This is a genomic window from Roseateles sp. P5_E1 (assembly GCF_054049335.1).
In genome coordinates this window covers 309,595-330,280 of sequence record NZ_JBFUMN010000001.1, presented here as the reverse complement: position 1 = coordinate 330,280, position 20,686 = coordinate 309,595, and the positions used below count along the sequence as shown (strand labels likewise).

15 protein-coding genes are annotated in these 20,686 nt (G+C 67.9%); 1 reads left to right on the top strand and 14 read right to left on the bottom strand.

Annotated features, from left to right (window positions below):
• Window positions 1-21 precede the first annotated feature (21 nt).
• Window positions 22-501 (bottom strand): ribonuclease P protein component, encoded by a 480-nt coding sequence (locus ACXJKJ_RS01620; protein WP_457388754.1) that lies wholly within the window; start codon window positions 499-501, stop codon window positions 22-24.
• A 47-nt stretch (window positions 502-548) separates the two neighbouring features.
• Window positions 549-683 (bottom strand): 50S ribosomal protein L34, encoded by a 135-nt coding sequence (gene rpmH, locus ACXJKJ_RS01615; protein ID WP_054021782.1) that lies wholly within the window; start codon window positions 681-683, stop codon window positions 549-551.
• A 384-nt stretch (window positions 684-1,067) separates the two neighbouring features.
• On the opposite strand from rpmH, the gene dnaA reads away from it, so the two are divergent.
• Window positions 1,068-2,528 (top strand): chromosomal replication initiator protein DnaA, encoded by a 1,461-nt coding sequence (dnaA, locus tag ACXJKJ_RS01610; RefSeq protein ID WP_457389015.1) that lies wholly within the window; start codon window positions 1,068-1,070, stop codon window positions 2,526-2,528.
• A 93-nt stretch (window positions 2,529-2,621) separates the two neighbouring features.
• On the opposite strand, the gene ACXJKJ_RS01605 is transcribed toward dnaA, so the two are convergent.
• The 12 genes from ACXJKJ_RS01605 to ACXJKJ_RS01550 form a co-directional block, all read right to left on the bottom strand.
• Window positions 2,622-2,921, bottom strand: a complete 300-nt coding sequence (locus tag ACXJKJ_RS01605) for a hypothetical protein (protein ID WP_457353474.1) — start codon at window positions 2,919-2,921, stop codon at window positions 2,622-2,624.
• A gap of 16 nt (window positions 2,922-2,937) precedes the next feature.
• The gene (locus tag ACXJKJ_RS01600; protein ID WP_457388753.1) at window positions 2,938-3,648 is read right to left on the bottom strand and encodes a DUF6250 domain-containing protein; all 711 of its coding nucleotides are present in this window, start codon (window positions 3,646-3,648) and stop codon (window positions 2,938-2,940) included.
• Window positions 3,649-3,688: 40 nt separating this feature from the next.
• Window positions 3,689-4,666: a galactofuranose ABC transporter, permease protein YjfF gene (gene yjfF / locus ACXJKJ_RS01595; RefSeq protein ID WP_457320029.1), complete on the bottom strand. Its 978-nt coding sequence runs from the start codon at window positions 4,664-4,666 to the stop codon at window positions 3,689-3,691.
• Window positions 4,663-5,649, bottom strand: coding sequence for an ABC transporter permease (locus ACXJKJ_RS01590; RefSeq protein WP_235531769.1), 987 nt, complete (start codon window positions 5,647-5,649; stop codon window positions 4,663-4,665). Before ACXJKJ_RS01590 ends, yjfF begins: the two co-directional genes overlap by 4 nt.
• Before the next feature lie 17 nt (window positions 5,650-5,666).
• The gene (locus tag ACXJKJ_RS01585; RefSeq protein WP_082532407.1) at window positions 5,667-8,594 is read right to left on the bottom strand and encodes a glycoside hydrolase family 31 protein; all 2,928 of its coding nucleotides are present in this window, start codon (window positions 8,592-8,594) and stop codon (window positions 5,667-5,669) included.
• An 11-nt stretch (window positions 8,595-8,605) separates the two neighbouring features.
• A complete protein-coding gene (locus ACXJKJ_RS01580) occupies window positions 8,606-10,144 on the bottom strand; it encodes a sugar ABC transporter ATP-binding protein (RefSeq protein ID WP_457388751.1) in 1,539 nt (512 codons plus the stop codon).
• Between the two features lie 89 nt (window positions 10,145-10,233).
• A complete protein-coding gene (locus ACXJKJ_RS01575; protein ID WP_457388749.1) occupies window positions 10,234-11,184 on the bottom strand; it encodes an ABC transporter substrate-binding protein in 951 nt (316 codons plus the stop codon).
• Window positions 11,185-11,393: 209 nt separating this feature from the next.
• Window positions 11,394-13,439 carry an alpha-L-arabinofuranosidase C-terminal domain-containing protein gene (locus tag ACXJKJ_RS01570; protein WP_457320037.1) on the bottom strand — a complete coding sequence of 682 codons (2,046 nt, stop codon included), beginning with the start codon at window positions 13,437-13,439 and terminating at the stop codon, window positions 11,394-11,396.
• A 140-nt stretch (window positions 13,440-13,579) separates the two neighbouring features.
• The gene (locus ACXJKJ_RS01565) at window positions 13,580-15,946 is read right to left on the bottom strand and encodes a beta-L-arabinofuranosidase domain-containing protein (protein WP_457388747.1); all 2,367 of its coding nucleotides are present in this window, start codon (window positions 15,944-15,946) and stop codon (window positions 13,580-13,582) included.
• Window positions 15,943-17,499, bottom strand: a complete 1,557-nt coding sequence (locus ACXJKJ_RS01560; RefSeq protein WP_082532317.1) for a glycoside hydrolase family 43 protein — start codon at window positions 17,497-17,499, stop codon at window positions 15,943-15,945. Before ACXJKJ_RS01560 ends, ACXJKJ_RS01565 begins: the two co-directional genes overlap by 4 nt.
• Window positions 17,500-17,502: 3 nt before the next feature.
• Window positions 17,503-19,056 carry an alpha-N-arabinofuranosidase gene (locus ACXJKJ_RS01555; protein ID WP_056191226.1) on the bottom strand — a complete coding sequence of 518 codons (1,554 nt, stop codon included), beginning with the start codon at window positions 19,054-19,056 and terminating at the stop codon, window positions 17,503-17,505.
• 35 nt (window positions 19,057-19,091) lie between these two features.
• Window positions 19,092-20,678, bottom strand: coding sequence for an aldehyde dehydrogenase (NADP(+)) (locus ACXJKJ_RS01550; RefSeq protein WP_457320043.1), 1,587 nt, complete (start codon window positions 20,676-20,678; stop codon window positions 19,092-19,094).
• Window positions 20,679-20,686 lie beyond the last annotated feature (8 nt).

Sequence of the window (20,686 nt, the reverse complement as noted above, 5' to 3'; positions counted from 1 at the left end):
CGCGGGCGGGCCAGCTCGGCTTCACGTCTTCGTGCCCGGCTTGGACGCCATGGCTTTATCCAGAAGCTGAGCCAGCTCGGCTCGGGCAGCTTGGCGCAGCGCGTCGGAAGCGGCGCTGGGGAACTTCTGGCGGTCAAACGGAGCGCGCAAGCGGACAACCCACAAACCCGGCGGCATGCCGGTCGCTGCAGCAAATGCGGCGCGGATCTGGCGCTTCAAGAGCTGGCGTGTCACGGAGCGCTTGGCATGCCGCTTGGGAACGACGATGCCCACCCAGCAGCCTTCAGGCGCAGTGGGCGGGTTCTGTTCCACAGGGTTGTGAACAGGCTGTGATTCGCCTGTTGATAACTCGGCTGAGGCTGTGCGCAACTTGGCGGCACGCCAAGCGCTGGGCGCCGGGTTGGCCGAGAGATGGTGCAGCGCGAAATGCGCGCTGCGGGCCCGGCTTTGTCTGCCGAGCACACGCTCAAAATCCACCGGGCGCTGCAGCTTGCCGATCATCGGGTGCCCGACAGGCTGACGACGCACGGGTGGCGTCGTCGCGCGGCTTAGACGGCCAGGCGCTTGCGGCCCTTGGCGCGGCGTGCGGCGATGACGGCACGGCCACCGCGGGTCTTCATGCGCACCAGGAAACCGTGGGTACGGGCGCGGCGGGTCTTGGAGGCTTGGTAGGTACGCTTCATGGGAAAAACCTCTTTGGAGGGTTTGTGCAGGCCGGGCACAGCGGTTGGCACCCGGCAAGAAGGCCGGTTTTGACACCCGGCAAGAATGGCCGGTTCGTATCCGGCAAGAAAAGCGCATGGCGAACCAGTCGCAACCGGCCGGCAATGCGCGAAAACCCGGCATTACAGCAGAAGCCGCCGACCCGGTCAATAAGTCGCCAGTCTCAAGCCGGGTTTGCCAGGGATTGACCCCCTGCCAAATTCTGTGGATAACCCGTCCTTCGGTGGCCTCGGGTCCGTACAATCCAGCCGCTCGAAAAGAAGTTTTCCACAATGAGCGAAGAAGAACATACGGTGGATGGGGTGCAGGCTTTGAAGACGGGCGTGATGACGGGCTTAGAGGGCATGAATTCGCCGGATTGGGCGTCAGAGCTTTGGCGGCGGGGCTGCGAGCGCCTGGCCACCGAGCTGCCTGAACAGCAGTTCAACACCTGGATTCGCCCGCTGCCACCCGCCACGGTGTCTGGCGAAGCCGCCGACAGCGCGCTCGTGGCGACGCTGAAGGTGCCCAACCACTTCAAGCGCGACTGGATCCGTCGTCAGTACGCGGCCCGCATCGAAGCCATCCTGACCGAATTGGCCGGCCGCCCGACGCGGCTGGAGCTGTCCCTGGTTGCGCGCGATGCGTCGAGCGTGCCCATCACCGTGCCCAGCTCGATGTCGGGCGCCGCTCAGGCACCTCAGCAGCCGTCGGCGTTTCCGGCCGAACCGAGCGCCGCGCTGCGGCCCGTCAGCGCGCCCCCGGCCAACAACATCATGCTGCCCTCGCAGGCGCCCGCCTCGGCCAAGCACCGCATCAATCCGCAGCTGACCTTCGACACGCTGGTGCCCGGCCGCGCCAACCAGATGGCGCGCACGGCCGCACTTCACGTCGCCGGCGCGCCGGGCGTGACCTACAACCCCCTGTTCATCTACGGCGGCGTCGGCCTGGGCAAGACCCACCTGATCCACGCCGTGGGCAACGCGCTGCTGAAGGACCGCCCGGACGCCCGCGTGCTCTATCTGCACGCCGAGCAGTTCATCTCCGACGTCGTCAAGAACTACCAGCGCAAGACTTTCGACGAGCTCAAGGCCAAGTACCACTCGCTGGACCTGCTGCTGATCGATGACGTGCAGTTCTTCGCCGGCAAGGACCGCACGCAGGAGGAGTTCTTCAACGCCTTCGAGGCGCTGCTGGCCAAGAAGGCGCACATCATCATGACGTCGGACACCTACCCCAAGGGGCTGGTGGACATCGACGAGCGCCTCACCAGTCGCTTCGACGCCGGCCTGACGGTGGCCATCGAGCCGCCCGAGCTGGAGATGCGCGTCGCCATCCTGATCAAGAAGGCCGAGGCCGAGGGCACGCCCATGCCCGAGGACGTCGCCTTCTTCGTCGCCAAGAACGTGCGCGCCAATGTGCGCGAGCTCGAAGGCGCGCTGCGCAAGGTGCTGGCCTATGCCAAGTTCTCGCACAAGGAGATCAGCATCACCTTGGCCCGCGAGGCGCTGAAGGATCTGCTGTCCATCCAGAACCGCCAGATCGGTGTCGAGAACATCCAGAAGACGGTGGCCGACTTCTACAAGATCAAGATCGCCGACATGTACTCCAAGAAGCGCCCGGCCAGCATCGCCCGGCCGCGCCAGATTGCGATGTACCTGGCCAAGGAGATGACGCAGAAGAGCCTGCCCGAGATCGGCGAACTCTTCGGCGGGCGGGACCACACGACCGTGCTGCACGCGGTGCGCAAGATCGGCGCCGAGCGCCAGAAGAACACCGAGCTGAACCAGCAGCTGCACGTGCTGGAGCAGACGCTCAAGGGTTAGGCTGGACCGAGCTGAGCCCCCGCGGGCTCGGCGACGCCTGTCTGACAGTCCGCGCATGCAAAGCGCGGGCGCGGCCTGCAAGGTTGAAGGCGTTCAGTCCTCGGCCTCGCCGTAGACCGCCAGGAATGCCTCGAGAAATTCCGCCGACGCGCTCAGCGTCAGCGTGACGGTCAGCCAACCGCCCTCCTCCTGCTGCACGAGCAGCTCGTGGTCCCAGGCCTGGCCGTCCTCGACCGGACCGTGGCGACCAGGGAAGCGGCTGTGCGCCCAGTCCAGCACCTGCTGAGCCTCGGCCAGCACGCGGCTGTGCTCCTCGGCTCGCGTCGAGGCCATGGCCTCCAGCGTGGCGATGCCGTCGTCGCCGTCGCTGAAATCGAAGATCAGGTAGCGCATCGCTGCGCAGGCTAACTCAGTCCAGCGCGTAGATGCGCAGCGCACCGACCTGCTGGCGCGACCAGGTGCTGCGCAGGCCGAACCAGCCCTCGCGCAGCGGGCTCTCGTCGCGGTGCTCGAAGAGCAGCTGGCCGTCGACGTAGACAGTTGAGCGACCGTCCTTGACGAGGGTCTGGACGAGGTAGTCGTGGTTGGGTTTGAGCAGGTGTTCGGCGTCCAGCCGCTCCTGCAACAACACGCGCTGGCCGTCGCCGTACTTGCGCAGCCGTGTGCTGGTGTTGCCGTTGCCGCCGATGCCGAAGTAGTACAGGCTCAAGGCGTCATAGGACTCGAACGCGCCATTGCGGCCCAGCGGGGAGCCGCCACCGGCACCGGTCGCCATCCAGAACTGGTTGAGGTCGCTGAGCCTGTCGTTGGCGCCGCCCTGCAGGACGATGCGGCGGCGGTATTCGATGAGGAGGTTGCCGCTCAGGCGCCGGTTCAGCCAGACGGTCACGCCGCCGGCTGTGTCGAGGACGAGGTGGCCGTTCTCGGTGCGAACCGTCGAGCCGGGCTTTGCCTCGATCTCCGCGACCCAGGTGGCCGGGTCCAGCGCCTGCTTGAAGTCATCGCTGAAGATCAGCCGGCCGCGCTCGCCCAGCGATGCGGGGTCGGCCATCACCGCGCCGCTGAATGTCAGCCCCGACGCCAGCCAAAACAGCAGCGCGCGGCGCGGCGGGACCTTCATGGTTTGCAGCCGGGCGATGCGAGAGACCGCCTCTTGACCATCAGGCAACGACCTTCTTCAGGGACAACAGGCGCTGCACGGCGCAGAAGACGAAGAGCAGGGCGCCGATGACGATCTTGGTCCACCAGGAGCTGAGCGTGCCGTCGAATGCGATCAGCGTCTGGATCAGGCCGAGCACCAGCACGCCTGACAACGCGCCGGCTACATAGCCATACCCGCCCGTCAGCACGGTGCCGCCGATGACGACGGCTGCGATCGCGTCCAGCTCCACGCCCTGGGCATGCTGGCCGTAGCCGCTCAGCATGTAGAACGCGAACAGCAGGCCGGCCAGCGAGGCGCAGAAGCCGCTCAGCGCGTAGACGGCGACCTTGGTGCGGCCGACGGGCAGGCCCATCATCAGCGCCGAGGCCTCGCTGCCGCCCAAAGCGTAGACGGTGCGGCCGAAGGCGGTGCAGTGCGCCACCCACAGGCCCAGGCCCAGCATCGCCAGGGCGATCACGGCACCGGGAGACAGGAAGGCGCCACCAAAGAGCGATATCTGCGTCTGCGACAGCGTCACGAACAGCGGCGCATCGATGGTGATGCTGTCCACGCTGATCAGGAAGCACAGGCCGCGCGCCAGGAACATGCCGGCCAGCGTGACGATGAAGGGCTGCAGCCTGAAGACGTGGATGACCACGCCTTGCAACGCGCCGAAGGCCGCGCCGCCCACCAGAACGACGACGATGACCAGCTCCGCCGGCAAGTGCGCCACCTGCAGCAGCCAGGCAGCCACCATGGTGGTCAGTGCCAGCACCGAGCCGACCGACAGGTCGATGCCGCCGGACAGGATGACGAAGCTCATGCCGACCGCGATGACGAGCAGGAAGGCGTTGTCGATGAGCAGGTTGAGCACGACCTGCGAGGACGCGAAGCCTGTGTAGTTGGCGGCGCCGGCAATGAAGAGCAGGGCCATCAGCACGACGCTGACCCAGGTGGTGAACGAAGGGGCGGCCATGGCCGCGCGCAAGGCTTTCATGCTTTCTTCCAGGTCGACCAGGCGGACGACTGCGAGATGCAGACGGCGAACACGACGACGGCCTTGACGACCATGGTGACCTGCGGCGGCACGCCCATCGCGTAGATGGTGGACGTCAGCGTCTGGATGATCAGCGCACCGATCAGGCTGCCGGCGAGGCTGAATTTGCCGCCGCTGAGCTGCCCGCCGCCCAGCGTGACGGCGAGGATGGCGTCCAGCTCCAGCAGCAGGCCGGCGTTGTTGGCGTCGGCGCTCTTGATGTTGGACGAGATCATCAACCCAGCCAGACCCGCGCCGAGGCTGCAATAGACGTAGACGAAGAAGACGATGGCCGCGGTGCGCACGCCGGCCAGACGCGCGGCGACGGGGTTGATGCCGACGGTCTGGATGAACAGGCCCAGGGCCGTGCGCTTCATCAGCAGCGCCGTGAGGCCGCCCACCGTCGCGACGACGAACAGCGACACCGGCAGGCCGAGCAGATAGCCGCCGCCCAGCCAGAAGAAGCTCGCGGGCTCGTAGACGGTGATGATCTGGCCGTCGGTCAGCAGCTGTGCCAGGCCCCGGCCGGCGACCATCAGGATCAGCGTGGCGATGATCGGCTGCAGGCCCAGGGCCGACACGAGCAGCCCGTTCCACAGCCCGCACAGCAGCGCAGTGCCCAGCGCCGCGGCGAAGGCGACGGCCAGGCCGTGCGAGCCGACCAGCACACAGGCCACCGTGCCGGCGATCGCGACGACGGCACCGACCGACACGTCGATGCCGCGCGTGGCGATCACCAGGGTCATGCCCAAAGCCGCGAGCATCAGGGGAGCGGCGCGATGCAGGATGTCGATCAGGCTGCCGTAGAGGTGCCCGTCCTTGATCTCCAGGTGCAGGAAGCCCGGCACGAAGAGGGCCGCGACGGCCAGCAGCAGCGCGAGCGCGGCAACCGGCCGGAGCAGGGGATGGCGCCAGAGGGCGGCGCGCGCGGGCGGAGAAGACATGGCAAGCGTGGGAGAACTCATGGGGTCGTGAATTGCAGCGCCGTCGCTTCGCCACGGTAGAGGACGGACTGCGGTTTCGTGCTGGGGCCGCTGGTATCGACCAGTGTCACGTTGAAGCGGCGCTGCTGGACGAGGCCGGGGAAGCGGCCCTCGCGGGCGCCGACTTGCAAGGTGCGCCGGGCGTCGTCCCAGCGCAGCGTGACGGTCGCACGTTCGCCGGTCTCGTAGCGGTAGGTCTCGCCGTCGTCCTCGTAGAGAGTGAACTGCGCGTCGGCGCCGGGATAGATGCGGATCTCATAGGGCGCATCGGGCCGCTGACCGACATGCTCGATGACCGGGCCCATCGGCACGATGCTGCCGGCGCGCACGAACAGCGGGAACTGGTCCAGCGGGTACTCGCGGGACACGGTCTCGCCGCCGGCGTGGCGGCGGCCGCTCCAGAAGTCGAACCACGCGGCGCCCGCCGGCAGCAACGTGGCCTGGCGCTTGTCGATGTGGCGTTGCTCGTCGGCCAGCGCCAGCAGCTGGCCGGGCGTGCGCCAGGCCAGGCGCAGCTTGCGCCCGCCGCCGTCCTGGTAGAACTCGATACGCAGCTTGACGGCCTGGCCGGCRTTCAGCATGACGCGCTTGCCCTCGAAGCGCGCGGCGCCGTTCTTCCAGTCGTCGACCAGGAGCTTGTCGTCCAGCCACAGGCGGAAGCCGTCGTCGCCCTCGACGCCGATCTCGTACTCACCCGATTCGGGCACGACGAGCGTGCCCTGCCAGCGCGCCGAGAACTGGTTCAGGCTCTGCAGGCCGGGCGGCACGCTGCCGAGCGGCGCGGGCGGCCAGTCGTGGGCGACCGGGCCGTCTACGGTGCGGCTGGCCGGCTTCTCGAAATTCATGCCGGCGAAGTACTCCAGCGCCAGCCCCGGCTCGCCGGAAGGCGTACGCAGCGCGCTGGCGGGAATGGTGGCAGCCGGCGGCACCTCGGCATAGAGCGTGGACCGGGTGACGGGCTGCACGAGGAAGGCGGGGCCGAACATATAGGTGTCATCCACCTTGCGCAGCGCGGTCTCGTCGGGGAAGTCCATCGCCAGCCCGCGCATCATCACGTAGCCCTCGTCGTGGGCGCGCCAGGCCAGGCCGTAGAGATAGGGCAGCAGCCGGTAGCGCAGCTGGGCGGCGCTCAACAGCGAACGGTAGACGGCCGGGTCCAGCGTCTTGTACAGATAGGGCTCGCGCTCGACGTCCGTGCCGTGGATGCGGTAGATGGGGTTGAAGATGCCGAACTGGTTCCAGCGTGCGTACAGCTCGCGCCAGGCCGGGCTGCGCTCGCCGCCCGGGTAGGGCACGAAGAAGCCGCCGGTGTCTTGCGACCAGTAAGGCGTGCCGGCCATGCCGACGTTCAGGCCGCCGGCGATCTGCGCGCGCAGCGTGGCCCAGCTGGACGTCGTGTCGCCCGACCAGGGGAGCGCGGCGTAGCGCTGCTGGCCGGCCCAGGCGGAGCGGGTCAGCGTCATCGCGCGCTTGTTGCTGCTGGCGCGCTGGCCTTCATAGACGCCGCGCGTCGTGACCAGGCTGTAGACGTTGAGGTAGCGCGTGAAGTCGCCCATGGCATTGCGGCCGAGGCGCTTGATGTCGGCCTCGACCTCGCCGGGGTCATGCGCGGCGCCGCCCACCTCGACCTCGGTGCCGTCCATCCACAGCGCGTCCACGCCGATGTCGAACAGGCCCTTCTTGGTGTGCTTGAAATAGATGGCGCGGCCTTCGGCGCTGAAGGCGTCGTAGACCTGCGCCTTGCCCGAGATCCAGTGCTTGGGCGCGAAGCGCAGGCCCTTGGCGTCGAGCTCCTTGGCAAGTGCCGTGTCGTCACCGATCGAGGGCCAGATGGACACCATCAGCTTGGTGTTCAGTTCGCGGTGCAGCGTGTCGACCATGCCGCGCGGGTCGGGGAAGCGCTCGGCGTTCCAGGTCATGCCGCTCCAGGTGCCGTCCTTGTCACCGCCCCAGTACTGCCAGTCCTGCACGATGGTGTCGAGCGGGAAGTGGTCGGCACGGAAGCGCTTCGCGACGTCGAGCAACTGCTGCTGCGTCTTGTAGCGCTCCTTGCTCATGAACAGGCCCAGGGCGCTCTTCGGGAACATGGGCGCCGCGCCGGTGAGCTGGCGGTAGCCCGCCATCAGGTCGTCCATCGTCGTGCCGGCGACGAGGTAGTAGTCGGCGCCGGCCGGCGCGCTCTCGGCCCAGAAGCGGGCGCCCTGCGCGTCGTCGGTGAAGCGCATCTTGGAATAGACGTCCCACAGCACGCCCCAACGCCGCGTCGAGATCATGAAGGGCAGGACGGTGCCGATGTTGGTCTGCACCATCAGCACGTCACGGCCGCGGTAGTCCATGTAGGACTCGTTGTACTGGCCCAGGCCGTAGAGCGACTCGTCGGCCGTGAGGCTGAAGGCCTGGGTCATCGCGTAGGTCGGCGCGCCGGATATCTCGATGGCCTTGAGCGCGGCGGGCGCCTGCTCGCGGGTGAACAGGCTGCCATCAGGCCGGTAGAAGGCGAGGGCTCCGCTGCGCTTGTCGATCTCCACACGCACGGCCGCGCTGGTCAGCACCAACGCGTCGGCAGACTCCTTCACGTCCAGCGGCACGGCCTGCGGCGCGGCCACGACCACCAGGCTGGGCTGGGTGGCATGGCTCTGGCCCAGGTGAGCCGTCACGCGGACGAGGCCTGGCCCGTAGAACAAGATGTTGCGGGTCAGCGCGCCGAGCTGCACCTGGGCGCCTGCGGCCAGCGGCGTCCATGCAAAGCCGCGTGCGTCGGGCGTCAGTGGCTGGCGCTGTGCCTGGCCCTGGGCGTCAAGACCGGTCGGCGACTGCGCGAGCGCGGCCGGTGTGAGTGCCGCCAGGCAGAGCAGGGTCAGGGTGGCCAGGGCGGCGCGCAGCGCGGGGACGGTGGGGTGATTCATGTTGGACACGCTCAGGCCGCAGCCGAGACAGGCTCCGCGGCGATGACTTCAAGCACGCTGCGTTCGTCCAGCTCGCCGCGGCGGTATTCGCCGGCGGCGCGGCGGTCGCGCATCACGAGGACGCGGTCGCTGCAATGCAGGACCTCGGGCAACTCAGACGAGATGAAGAGGATGGACATGCCACTGCCGTCTTCCTTGTGGGCCAGGGCGCGCACGGCATCCATCAGGTCTTCCTTGGCGCGCACGTCGATGCCTCGGGTGGGCTCGTCGAGGATGAGCACGGCCGGATTCGTGGCCAGCCAGCGCGCCAGCAGGGCCTTCTGCTGGTTGCCGCCGCTGAGTTGCCCGATGGGCGTGTCGGCGCTCGGCGTCTTGATGCCCAGGCGCTTGATGTAGTCGTCGGCCAGGGCCTGCTGCGCTTCACGGCTCATGACGAGGCCCAGGCCGTGCCGGGCCTGCAGCGCGAGCAGGATGTTCTCGCGCACCGAGAGGTCGAGGATGGCGCCTTCGTGCTTGCGGTCCTCGGAGCAGAAGGCGATGCCGGCAGCGATGGCCTCGCGCGGCGAGTGCCAGCGGCCCGTACGGCCTTCGGTTTCCACATGACCCGCATCGGCGGCGTCGGCGCCGAACAGCAGGCGCGCGGCCTCGGTGCGGCCGGAGCCCAGCAGGCCGGCCAGGCCCAGCACCTCGCCGCGCTTGAGCTCCAGGTCGAGCGGGTGCAGCGCGCCGCGCCGGGTCAACCCTTGCGCCTTCAACACCGCGGCGCCGGTGTTCGGGGCGCGGCTGTCCAGGCGGGTGGGTTGCTGGTCGGGCGGCGCGCCCACCATCTTGTTGACGAGGGCCAGACGGCTGAGGTCGCTCGCCAGGTACTCGCCCTCGGTCTCGCCATTGCGCATGACCGTGATGCGGTCGGCCAGCGCATAGGTCTGGTCGAGGAAGTGGGTGACGAAGAGGATGGCCAGGCCCTGCTCGCGCAGGCGGCGCAGCACGGTGAAGAGGCGCTGCACGGCCGCGTCGTCGAGGCTGGAGGTGGGCTCGTCGAGGATGAGCACGCGGGCCTGCACGCGCAGCGCGCGGGCGATGGCCACCATTTGCTGGACGGACAGCGAGTAGCGCGACAGCGGCGTGGTCACGTCGATGTCGAGGTCCATCTGGGCGAGCACTCGTTTGGCTTCGGCGTTCACCGCAGACCAGTCGATGCGACCCCAGCGGCGCGGGAAGCGCCCGGCGCAGATGTTTTCTGCGACGCTGAGGTTGGTGCAGAGGTTGACCTCCTGGTAGACGGTCTGGATGCCGAGGGCTTGGGCTTCTTCGGTGCGGCGCGGGGCGATGGTCTCGCCGCCGAGTTTGATGGTGCCGGCTTCGGGCGTGTACAGGCCGGTCAGCACCTTGATGAGGGTGGACTTGCCGGCGCCGTTCTGGCCCATCAGCGCATGAACTTCCCCGGGGAACAGGCGCAGGCTGACGTCGCTGAGCGCCTTGACGCTGGGGAAGCCTTTGTGGATGCCGGAGAGCTCCAGCACGGGCTCGGCGGTTCTATGGAGAGTCATGGTTTCGCGTTCTCAAGCCTCGGCGCTTGCAAGCGCCGAGTCCTTCGTGAGGCGTCGGACAGGACGCTGGTCCTGTCCTCGGTTCTCACTCAGTACTTCCGGTTCGGCAATTCCTTGGCCGCCACTTCCGCCGGGAACACGCCCTCGGTCACGGTGATGCGCTTCTCGACCGGCTTCTTGGCGACCACATCCTTGGCCAGCTGCATCAGCTGGGGGCCCAGCAGCGGGTTGCATTCGACGGTGACGTTGAGCTTGCCGGCCTTCATCGCCTCGAAGGCGCCACGCACGCCGTCGATGGAGATGATGACGATGTCGACGCCAGGCTTCAGGCCGGCTTCCTCGATCGCCTGGATCGCACCGATGGCCATGTCGTCGTTGTGCGCGTACAGCACGTCGATCTTCTTGTCGCGCTGCTTCAGGAAGGACTCCATCACTTCCTTGCCCTTGGCGCGCGTGAACTCACCCGACTGCGAGCGGATGATCTGCAGCTTGGAGTTGGTCTTGATGACCTCCTCGAAGCCCTTCTTGCGGTCGATCGCGGGCGCCGAGCCCACGGTGCCCTGCAGCTCGACGATGTTCAGCGAAGCACCAGGCGTCTTGGCAGCGCGCTCGAGCAGCCACTTGGCCGCCTTGCGGCCTTCTTCGACGAAGTCCGAACCGATGAAGGTGACGTAGAGCGACGGATCGGCCACCTTGACGGCGCGGTCGGTCAGGATGACGGGGATGCCGGCCGTCTTGGCTTCCTTGAGCACCGTGTCCCAGCCGGATTCGACGACCGGCGAGAAGGCGATGACGTCGACCTTCTGGGCGATGTAGCTGCGGATGGCCTTGACCTGGTTCTCCTGCTTCTGCTGGGCGTCGGCAAACTTCAGCGTGATGCCGGCGTCCTTGGCCGCGGCCTTGATGGAAGCGGAGTTGGCGGTGCGCCATTCGCTTTCGGCGCCCACCTGGGAGAAGCCCATGACGAGCGGGGCGGCGAGGGCGCTGAACGCAGGGGTCAGCAAAGCGGCGGCCAGCAGGCTGCGACGCAGAATTCTCATGGTTGTCTCCATCTGGGGTCTTGTGACAGCCGATGGTAGGAAGGCCAGTGATGCGCGACCAATGACATTTCTCCGTCAAGCCATGTCGATTTCGGTATGGGCCAGTCTCTCATCTCTGGCCGAGCGGCCTGGCGCGGTCGCCGCGGCTGTGTCGGAAAGGCCAGGTAAACAAAGGAACCGACACAGCGCGTCCACGCGGTACTGGCGGCCTATTTGGTCGACAGCACCAGCACCGTCACAGAATACGGCGCGAAGCTGTAGCTGAACTGCTTGCCGAGCCCGCTCGCCTTGCTCGTCACCGGCACCACCTTGGTCGGCTCGGTGATGGTGTTGGTGTCTTCCTTGTGCGCCGAGCTCAGTACGATGGCCTCGCCTTCGGCCGCCACCTTGGCGGCGCCGGCCAGGTCGACCTGCACCGTCTGCGCGTTGCCGATCGCGTTGACGACTTTCAGGTAGATCTCGCCGCGCTGGTCCGACTTGGTCGCCGAGAAGAACATCGTCGGCACCTGCCTGGCCGGCGGCACGTCCTGCGGCGTCTCCTTCTTGGGCTGCTGCTGCCAGGTTTGCGTGCTGACCTTCTCGGCGTGCACCGGCAGCGAAACATTGCCCAGATAGTTGCTGAACATCTTTTGCGCGTAGTACGACGGCGAACCGTAGCTGGACTGCGCGTTGTAGCCGATCAGGTTGTACTGCCACTGCATGCCGCCCGGGTTCACGTTCACAAACAGCGGCGCGTAGCAGGACATCTCGACGATGTCGGCATTGCGCTCCATGCCGGCCATGAAGGCGGCATCGGCCAGTGCGCCGTGCAGGTTGGTGGTCGGCGAGCCTTCCTGCCCCGCCCATTCGCCGATGAAGACCTTCGGCCCGCTGCGCGCATAACTGTCATAGCGCGCGGCGTCGTTCATCATCTCCATCGGGTTGTAGTAGTAGTGCTCGTCGATCAGGTCGGGCACCCGGCTGGACAACTTCTGTTGCTGGCCCAGCCAGTCCTTGCCATTGACCGTGGAGATCAGCTTGATCTTCGGGTACTTCTTCTTGATGGCGTCGTGGAACTGGGTGTAGCGGCCGTCGTAGGTCTTGTTCTTCTCGAAGCCATCCTCGTTGCCGATCTCGACATAGCGCAGCTTGAACGGCGCCGGATGGCCGTCCTTGGCGCGCTTGGCGCCCCACTTCGTGCTCACGTCGCCGGTCACATATTCGATTTCGTCGAGCGCGTCCTGGACGAAGGGCTGCAGTTCCTTGCCGACTGGGACGGACTCGCCGTTGAGCGCGTAGCCGGCGAACACCGCCAGCACCGGCTCGGCCTTCATGTCCTCGCACCACAGCAGAAATTCGAGCAGCCCCATGCCGTCGGTGGAGCGGTAGCCCCAGGTGCCGGGATTGCCTGGGCGCTGGTCGATCGGGCCCAGCGTTTCCTTCCACTTGAAGCGGTTCGTCACGCTGCCGCCTTCGACATAGTTCCCGCCGGGGAAGCGCAGGAAGCCCGGCTTCATGTCGATCATCTTTTGCATCAGGTCGGGTCGCAGGCCGTTCGGCCGGTCCTTGTGGGTCGGCGGGAACAGCGACACCAGGTTGAACCACACCTTGCCCGGGCTTTCGGTGGCAAGCACCAGGCGCGCTTCGGCGGTCGGCTTGACGTTCGCACCGGTGGTGAGGGTGACGCTGTAGCGCTTCCATTGGCCGTCGATGCGGCCGCCTTCGGCCTGGGCGTAGACGGTCTTGCCGTCGACGCCTTCAATGCTAATGGTCAGCGGCACGCCGGCGGCGCCGGACGTCTTGGCGTAGAAGCTGGCGCGGTAGCTGGTGTTCGGCGTGACAGGGATGCCCCAGTAGCCCGCATTGGCGATACCGACACGGTGACCCGGCGAAGCGTTCTCGGCGTCGATCCGCAGACTGGTCGTCAGGGCAGTGCCGGCGACCGGGTAACGCTCGTCGAGCGCCATCGCGGCGCTGCCGCCGGCGTCCTGCACCAGCGACCAGTGTTCCGGCGTGTAGCCGTGATTCTTGAAGGCGCGGTTGCGCACCAGTTCCGCATACAGGCCGCCGTCGTAGGAGAAGTTGATCTCCTCGGTCATCAAACCGTACAGGGTCGGGCTGACCGGCAGGCCAGGCTTGGTGAGGTCGATCCTGACGGTGGTCTGCGCCATCGCCAGCGGGGCGATCAGCGCAACCAGCGACACCAGGCGGGAGAGGCGGAAGCGGCGTTGCACGATGGGCATGGCGGCGCTGTGCGATGGAATGTTCGAGGTCATGGGCAGGATGGTCCGTGAGTGAAACTGCGCTTGCGGGCGCTTATGTGTGAGGTTCGCGGCATCTGCGCCGCGAACGTGGTGCCAACAACGCAAGGCCAGGCGCTTGTCCATGAGCAGCAACATTGCGCCGCTGCCATCAGTCAACGCAACAGCCTCAGGCCGTAGAGGCCACCGKCGAGGGAACCCGGCTTGGCAACGAAGCGCACCTCCAGCTTGCCGCCTGCGGCAGCGACGAGATCGGGCGGCAGTGGCACTTCGCGGGCATACAGCGGCTGGGCTTCGGAGGCCAGCGCCAGCTCGGCGACGACACGGCCGTTGACGACCACGTCAAAGCGCCGGCCCGCATCGCCGCTGGCCAGCATCAGGCGCAGCAGCCGGCCCTGTGCCTGCGGGTCGTTCAGCGTGTAGCCGAACCACTGCTTCGCATGCCGCCAGCGGCCGGCCGGCGCGATGCCGGTTTCGGCGCCCTCGCCCTGGAAGCTGTGGTCGGACTCGGGCTGCTGCTCGCCCGGGGCGACCTGGTCGATGGTCTGCGCGTCCAGCGCCAGGCGCTCTTCCTCGGCCTTGGCCAGCTCGGCACGCATCAGGCTCTGCTGGGCCGGCGTGGACCGCGCCCAATAGACCATGTAACGCGAGTCGTGCAGGCGGAAGAAGGGGATGAGCTGCAGCTTGTCCGCGTCCTTGCCACCCTGGATGAGGTCGGGCGCGGTAAAGGTGAGCGGCTGGCCGGGCACGGGCTTGAAGCGGCGGATGAAGTCGGCCTTGTCGCTGACGAACACCGGCGCGCTGTCCTGCGGGCAAACGGCGCCGGCCGGGACTTGGTCCCCACGCGCGCTGTCGGCCATGAAGTTCAGCGTCTCGCCCGGCTGCGGCGTCTTGGCGGCCAGCACGATGGGGCCGTGCAGCACGGCGACGTAGTTCTTCAGGCCGGGCATGGGCTCCAGCGTCGTGCGCATGGGCAGCTCGATGTCGACCCGGTCGCCGGCCTTCCAGTCGCGGCGCAGTTCGACATAGTCGCCGGGCTTGGCCGTCACCTTGACGGGGTTGCCGTTCAGCTTGACCCTCAGCGCGCCGGGCGCGACCCAACCGGGGTAGCGAACCTTGAGCGCGAAGCTGCCGGCGCCGTCCACCGTCAGCCGCGTGCGCGACTCGTCGGGGAACCGGGTGGACTGCGTGAGCTTGATGCCGCGCTCGCGCCAGTCCAGCTTGGAGGCGACGAAGAGGTTGACGACCAGTGCGTCGTCGCCCTCATGCGCGTAGATGAACTCGCCGTGACGCGCGTGGCTCTCGATGCCGGAGCCCACGCAGCACCACATGCTGTCGTCCACCTTGGAGTAGACGCGGTAGTGCTGCGGCCGCATCGGCGTGAAGTAGACCAAGCCGCCATCGCCCGGGTGCTGGGACGCGAGGATGTGGTTGTAGAGCGTGCGCTCGTAGTAGTCGGCGTACTTGCCCGTTCCCGCGCCCTGCTTCGGCCGGGCCTGCGCCAGCAGCGCGGTCAGCTTGAGCATGTTGTAGCTGTTGCAGGTCTCGGGGCCTTCCACCGCGTCGAGCATCGGCTTGAAGTCGTCGGCCGGATGGAAGTGCTCCTTGACGCTGTTGCCGCCGATCGCCACGCTGCGCTTTTCGACGACGGTGCGCCAGAAGAACTCCGCCGCGCGCCAGCCCTCGTCCTCGCCAGCCTGCTGCGCGATGCGCGCAAAGCCGATGACCTTGGGGATCTGCGTGTTGGCATGCAGGCCGGTGAGCTTGTCCTGGCCGGCCGCGAGCGGCTGCAGGATGGCCCGGTGCGAGAAGCGCCGCGCCAGCGCCAGGTAGCGCAGGTCGCCGGTCATCTCGGCCACGTCGGCCAGCACCTCGTTCATGCCGCCGTGCTCGGCGCGCAACATGTCCTGCATCTGCGCGTCGCTCAGCGGCGTGGTCAGGCGCAGCGCCCAGTCGCTCAGGCGCACGAGCATGGCCTTGGCGTCGGCATTGCCGGCGTGCACCCAGGCGTCGCGCAGGCCGGCGAACGTCTTGTGGAGGTTGTACCAGGGCACCCAGCGCCCGTTGAGTCCGAAGCTTTCGACCTTGAGCTCGCCCGCGGCCACCTGGCCCCAAGCCTTGGCGCCGTCGGGAACGCCGCCGATGTAGCCGTTGCCGAGCTTGTCCTGGCAGCGCTTGAGTTCGGCGATGAAGTAGTCCAGTCGCTTCTTGACCTCAGCGTCGCCGGTGGAGGCCCACATCAGCGCCAGCGCTGAAACATAGTGGCCGCCCATGTGACCGTCCAGGCCGTGGGACTCCCAATTGCCGTAGCTGGGCGTAGGCACCGGCAGGCCGGCCTCGCGGCGGAAGGGCGCCAGCAGGCGCTCGGGGTCGAGCGCCATCAGGTAGCGCAGGTCGGTGCTCTGCGCGTCGAGGAACGGCCCGTCCTGTAGACGTACACGATCCAGCGCAAAGGCTTGCGTCGCCGCATGCGCGCCGTGGGCACACAGCGCGAGGGCGAAGATGGCGAGAAGGCGTTTCATTGCGAGCTCCCTGTGCGAACCGCCCACAGCGACACGCCGCCGGAGGACAGCGCGCTGAAGGTCACGACGAATGCGCTGGAGTTGGTGTTCCATTGCCGGGACAGTACGCCGGCATAGGTCGCTCCGCCGCTCACCACACTCAGTTTGTTGCTGCCCTTGTGCATCCAGTTGCCTGTCATGCCGCCGCCGAGCGTGCCATCGGCGTTCAGCGTGACGTTGATCGAAGTCTTGCTCACTGCCGTGATGTCCTTGCCATGGTTGACGAGCTTGTAGTTGCCGGCCGCCTGCGCGGCGCTGACGTCGGCCGTCTGCGCCGGCGTGGCCAGGCTCAGCGGCGCGTAGCGCAGCGGCGCGACGACGAGCCAGCCGTCCTCGTTCAGATGCATCTCGTGCACCCGCACCTCGTGGACCTCGCCGGTGCCAGGGAAGCGCGTGTGAAAGATGATGAAGTACTGACCGGTGGCCGCGTCGTGGTAGGCCGAGTTGTGGCCCGGCGAGACATAGCCCAGCGCCGTGCCGGTCTCGCCGGCCGCGTTGGCGAACTGGTGGCCGCCCATCAGCTTCATGCCGTGCGGCGTGATGCTGGCGTCGTCAAAGACCGTGCCGGCCGCACCCTTGACGGTGGCCATGTCGGTGCCGGCACCATCCACGTAGGGCCCATCGGGTTGCAGGGACCGCGTCACGCGGACGTTGTAGCCGCCGGCCGCATCCAGGCCGCCGAAGGACGTGAACAGGTAGTAGTACTGGCTCTGCGGGCTGTAGAGAACGTAGGCCCCTTCAATGCGCGCATGGTTGCCGCCCATCAGGTGCCTGCCGTAGCCCTGGCCCGGCAGCGGCAGGCCGGTCGTCGCGTTCAGCTGCAGGATGAACAGGCCGCCCGAGTAGGAGCCGTAGATCATCCACAGCTTGCCCGTTGCGTCCTTGAACACCTGGGGGTCGACGACGTTGGGGTGGACGGTCGCGTCATAGACCGTGCCGTCCTCGCTGGGCAGCCCCCACATGCCCGATTTCAGCAGGATCTGCTTGTTGACGTAGGGGCCGTCCACCTTGTCGGCCACGGCCACGCCCAGCGCCGAACGCGGAGAGTCGCCCTTGCAGGCGCAGTAATACATGTAGAACTTGCCGTCGTCGAGCCTTGCGACGTCGGGCGCCCACAGGTCGGTGACCTGGGCCCAGGCGAAGGTATCCGCCAGGGCCGTCGTGACCTTGTTGCCGAACAGCGCGTTGGCGTCGTTGACGCCATCGGCCACTTTGGTCCAGTTCATCAGGTCCGTCGTCTTGGCCGCGGCGAGATGGGAGCCGAAGACGTAGAAGGTGCCGTCGGTGCGGATGACCGAGGGGTCATGCACGGCGACGTTGGCGAAGCTCACCGGTGCCTGCGAAGGCGCAGGCGCTGGGGCCGGCGCGGGCGCGGGTGCAGGTGCGGGAGGCGGAGCGGGTGCCGGCGTCGGTGCAGGCGAAGGCGCCGGCGAGTCGCCGCCGCCCCCGCCGCAGGCCGTCAAGGTGAGCACGGCTGCGCCCGCGAGGAACTCGCGTCGCTTGGGGGCGCTCATGGCTCAGCCTTCGATGGCGACGACCAGGACGGACTTGGCAGGCAGCTTCAGCGTGAGCTTGCCGCCGACGGCCTGCGCCTCATAGGCCTGCGGCGTGACCAGCGGCGCCTTGCCCAGTTCGTTTTGCGCATCCATCGCGGCGGCGGTCAGCAGCTTGCCGCGCGCGGCCTTGGCTGCACCGGCGCCGACCTGCACGCTCAGCTCGGCGGGCTGGTTGGGGTTGGCGTTGACCAGGCCGACGTAGAGCTTGCCGTCCTTGGCCCGCGCGGCCGTCACGCTCAGGCCCGGCATCTCGGCCGCGCCGACCTTGTAGACCGGGTTGTTCTCGATCTTGGCGGGCAGCGAGGTCGCGTCCTGGAAGGGCGTGTACAGCGCGAAGGCGTGGTAGGTCGGCGTCAGGACCAGCTTGTCCTTGGTCGTCTGGATCATGGCCTGCAGCACGTTGACCATCTGCGCGATATTGGTCATCTGCACGCGGTCGGCATGGGCGTGGAAGACGTTGAAGTGCAGGGCCGCGAGCAGCGCGTCGCGCAGCGTGTTGCGCTGGACCAGGAAGCCGGGGTTGGTGCCGGGGTCCGCGTCATACCAGCTGCCCCACTCGTCGAAGTAGAAGCCGATCTTCTTGCTGGGGTCGTTCTTGTCGAGGACGGCCGAGTTCTTGGCGATCATCTGCTCGATCTGCTGGACGTTGCCCAGCGTCGAGATCCATTCGCTCTCGGGGAAGCCGATGGCCGCGCCCTTCTTTTCCCAGTTGCCGGTGGGCAGGGTGTAGGCGTGGTGGGAGATCGCGTTGACGCCCGGCACGCCCTTGCTGAGCACGTCGGTCCACTCGGTCTGCATGCCGTTGCCGCCGCTGGCGATGATGATGGGCCGGTTGTGGCCGGGCGCCCTCAGGAAGGAGGCGACCTGGCGGAACTGGTCGGCGTAGTACTCGGGGCGCATGTTGCCGCCGCAGCCCCAGGTCTCGTTGCCGACGGCGAAGTAATGCACGCGGAAGGGCTTGTCGCGGCCGTTCTTGCGGCGCAGCTCGGCCAGTGAGGACTTGCCCTCGGCCGTCATGTACTCCAGCCATTCGGACATTTCCTGCGCGCTGCCGGTGCCCAGGTTGCCGTTGACGTAGGCCTCGGCGCCGATCTGCTCGACCAGGTCGAAGAACTCGTGCGTGCCAACCGCGTTGTCCTCGGGCACACCGCCCCAGTTGCTGTTGACCTTGACCGGGCGTTGCTTGCGCGGGCCGATGCCTTCGCGCCAGTGGTATTCGTCGGCGAAGCAGCCGCCGGGCCAGCGCACCAGCGGCACCTTGAGCTCCTTGAGCGCCGCGACGACGTCCTTGCGCCAGCCGCGCACATTGGGGATCTTGGAGTCGGGACCGACCCACATGCCCTCGTAAATGCCGGTGCCCAGGTGCTCGGCGAACTGACCGTAGATGTTGCGGTGGATGACGGGGCCGGGCTGGTCGGGGCTGACCACCAGCTTGATGTCGGCGGCCAGGGCGCTGGCGCCCAGGGCCAGGGTCGCCCCCAGCGCGACCACCTTGGCGAGCAGTTGCTTCTTCATCGTCTTGTCTCCTGTCGTTTGTCTTGTGTTGATCTTCAGTTGCGCGTCAGCGCGCCGTCGCGGCGGCGCCAGAGGCCACGCTCGTTCGGTTCGCGCAGCACCGGCGGCAGCAGCGCGCGCGGCATGTTCTGGTAGCAGACCGGGCGCAGGAAGCGCTGGATGGCGGCCGTGCCGACCGAGCTGCTGCGGCCGTCGCTGGTCGCCGGGAAGGGGCCGCCATGGACCATGGCCGTCGACACTTCGACGCCCGTCGGGTAGCCATTGGCCAGGATGCGGCCGACCTTGCGCTCCAGCGCCGGCAGCAGGCGGCGGGCGGCGGCGAGGTCGGCCTCGTCGTCGTCCTGCAGCTGCAGCGTCGCGGTCAGCTGGCCTTCCAGGCTCTCGATGACGGCGAGCAGTTCGTCCAGGTCCGAGCAGGCCACCAGCAGCGAGGCGGGGCCGAAGATCTCGGACTGCATCGCGTGGTTGGCCAGGAAGGCCGCGCCGGTCGTCTTGAACAGGCTGGGCGCACCCTTGCAGGCACTCGATTCACCGCGCAGCAACGTGTCCACGGCAGGCTGGCCGGCAAGCTGGTCCTCGCCGCGCTGGTAGGCGCCGGCGATGCCGGGAGTCAGCATGGTGGCGGCCGGCATGGGCTTGAGGGCCTCGGCAGCGGCGCTGGCGAAGCGGTCGAAGTCCGCGCTGGCCAGGCCCAGCACCAGGCCAGGGTTGGTGCAGAACTGGCCGACGCCCATCGTCAGCGAACCCGCAAAGCCGGTCGCGATCTCGGCGCCGCGCGCGGCTAGCGCGCCAGGCAGCAGGACGACGGGGTTGATGCTGCTCATCTCGGCGTAGACCGGGATGGGCTGGGGCCGCGAAGCCGCCGCGGCCATCAGCGCGATGCCACCGCTGCGCGAGCCGGTGAAGCCGACAGCCTGGATAGCCGGGTGGCGCACCAGCGTGTCGCCGATGCCGTGGCCGCTGCCGGTCAGCAGCGCGAAGACGCCGGCGGGCAGGTTGGACAGCTTGACCGCCTCGACGACCGCGCGGCCGACCAGCTCGGACGTGCCCGGGTGGGCCGAGTGCGCCTTGACGACGACCGGGCAGCCGGCGGCCAGGGCCGCGGCGGTGTCGCCACCGGCGACCGAGAAGGCCAGCGGGAAGTTGCTGGCGCCGAATACGGCCACCGGGCCGACGCCGACGAAGCGCAGGCGCAGGTCCGGCCGCGGCGGTGTGCGGGTGGGCAGCGCCGTGTCGATGCGGGCGTCCTGCCAGCTGCCTTCGCGCAGCAGCTCGGCGAACAGCTTGAGCTGGTTCATCGTGCGGCCACGCTCGCCTTCCAGGCGGGCACGCGGCAGGCCGGTCTCGGCCATGGCGCGCACGATCAGGTCGTCGCCCAGCGCCAGGATCTGCGCGGCGATCTGCTCCAGGAAATCGGCACGCTCCTGATCCGTCGTCGCGCGGTAGGCGTCGAAGGCGGCGCCGGCGAGCGCGCAGGCTTCGGACACCTGGGCGGCATCGACGGCGTTGAAGTCGGGGCCGATGGCTTCGTTCTTGCCCGGGTCGAAAGCCTGGAAGGGCTTGCCGGCGCCGCGTACCGGCTGGCCGCCGATCAGCGCCAGGCCTTGGATAGTGTTGCTCATGAGGCGTC

Bases quoted from the DNA above. Each gene is read 5' to 3' on its own strand.
- ACXJKJ_RS01620 (WP_457388754.1), bottom strand. From the start codon at position 501: ATGATCGGCAAGCTGCAGCGCCCGGTGGATTTTGAGCGTGTGCTCGGC.
- rpmH (WP_054021782.1), bottom strand. From the start codon at position 683: ATGAAGCGTACCTACCAAGCCTCCAAGACCCGCCGCGCCCGTACCCAC.
- dnaA (WP_457389015.1), top strand. From the start codon at position 1,068: ATGAATTCGCCGGATTGGGCGTCAGAGCTTTGGCGGCGGGGCTGCGAG.
- ACXJKJ_RS01605 (WP_457353474.1), bottom strand. From the start codon at position 2,921: ATGCGCTACCTGATCTTCGATTTCAGCGACGGCGACGACGGCATCGCC.
- ACXJKJ_RS01600 (WP_457388753.1), bottom strand. From the start codon at position 3,648: ATGAAGGTCCCGCCGCGCCGCGCGCTGCTGTTTTGGCTGGCGTCGGGG.
- yjfF (WP_457320029.1), bottom strand. From the start codon at position 4,666: ATGAAAGCCTTGCGCGCGGCCATGGCCGCCCCTTCGTTCACCACCTGG.
- ACXJKJ_RS01590 (WP_235531769.1), bottom strand. From the start codon at position 5,649: ATGTCTTCTCCGCCCGCGCGCGCCGCCCTCTGGCGCCATCCCCTGCTC.
- ACXJKJ_RS01580 (WP_457388751.1), bottom strand. From the start codon at position 10,144: ATGACTCTCCATAGAACCGCCGAGCCCGTGCTGGAGCTCTCCGGCATC.
- ACXJKJ_RS01575 (WP_457388749.1), bottom strand. From the start codon at position 11,184: ATGAGAATTCTGCGTCGCAGCCTGCTGGCCGCCGCTTTGCTGACCCCT.
- ACXJKJ_RS01570 (WP_457320037.1), bottom strand. From the start codon at position 13,439: ATGACCTCGAACATTCCATCGCACAGCGCCGCCATGCCCATCGTGCAA.
- ACXJKJ_RS01560 (WP_082532317.1), bottom strand. From the start codon at position 17,499: ATGAGCGCCCCCAAGCGACGCGAGTTCCTCGCGGGCGCAGCCGTGCTC.
- ACXJKJ_RS01555 (WP_056191226.1), bottom strand. From the start codon at position 19,056: ATGAAGAAGCAACTGCTCGCCAAGGTGGTCGCGCTGGGGGCGACCCTG.
- ACXJKJ_RS01550 (WP_457320043.1), bottom strand. From the start codon at position 20,678: ATGAGCAACACTATCCAAGGCCTGGCGCTGATCGGCGGCCAGCCGGTA.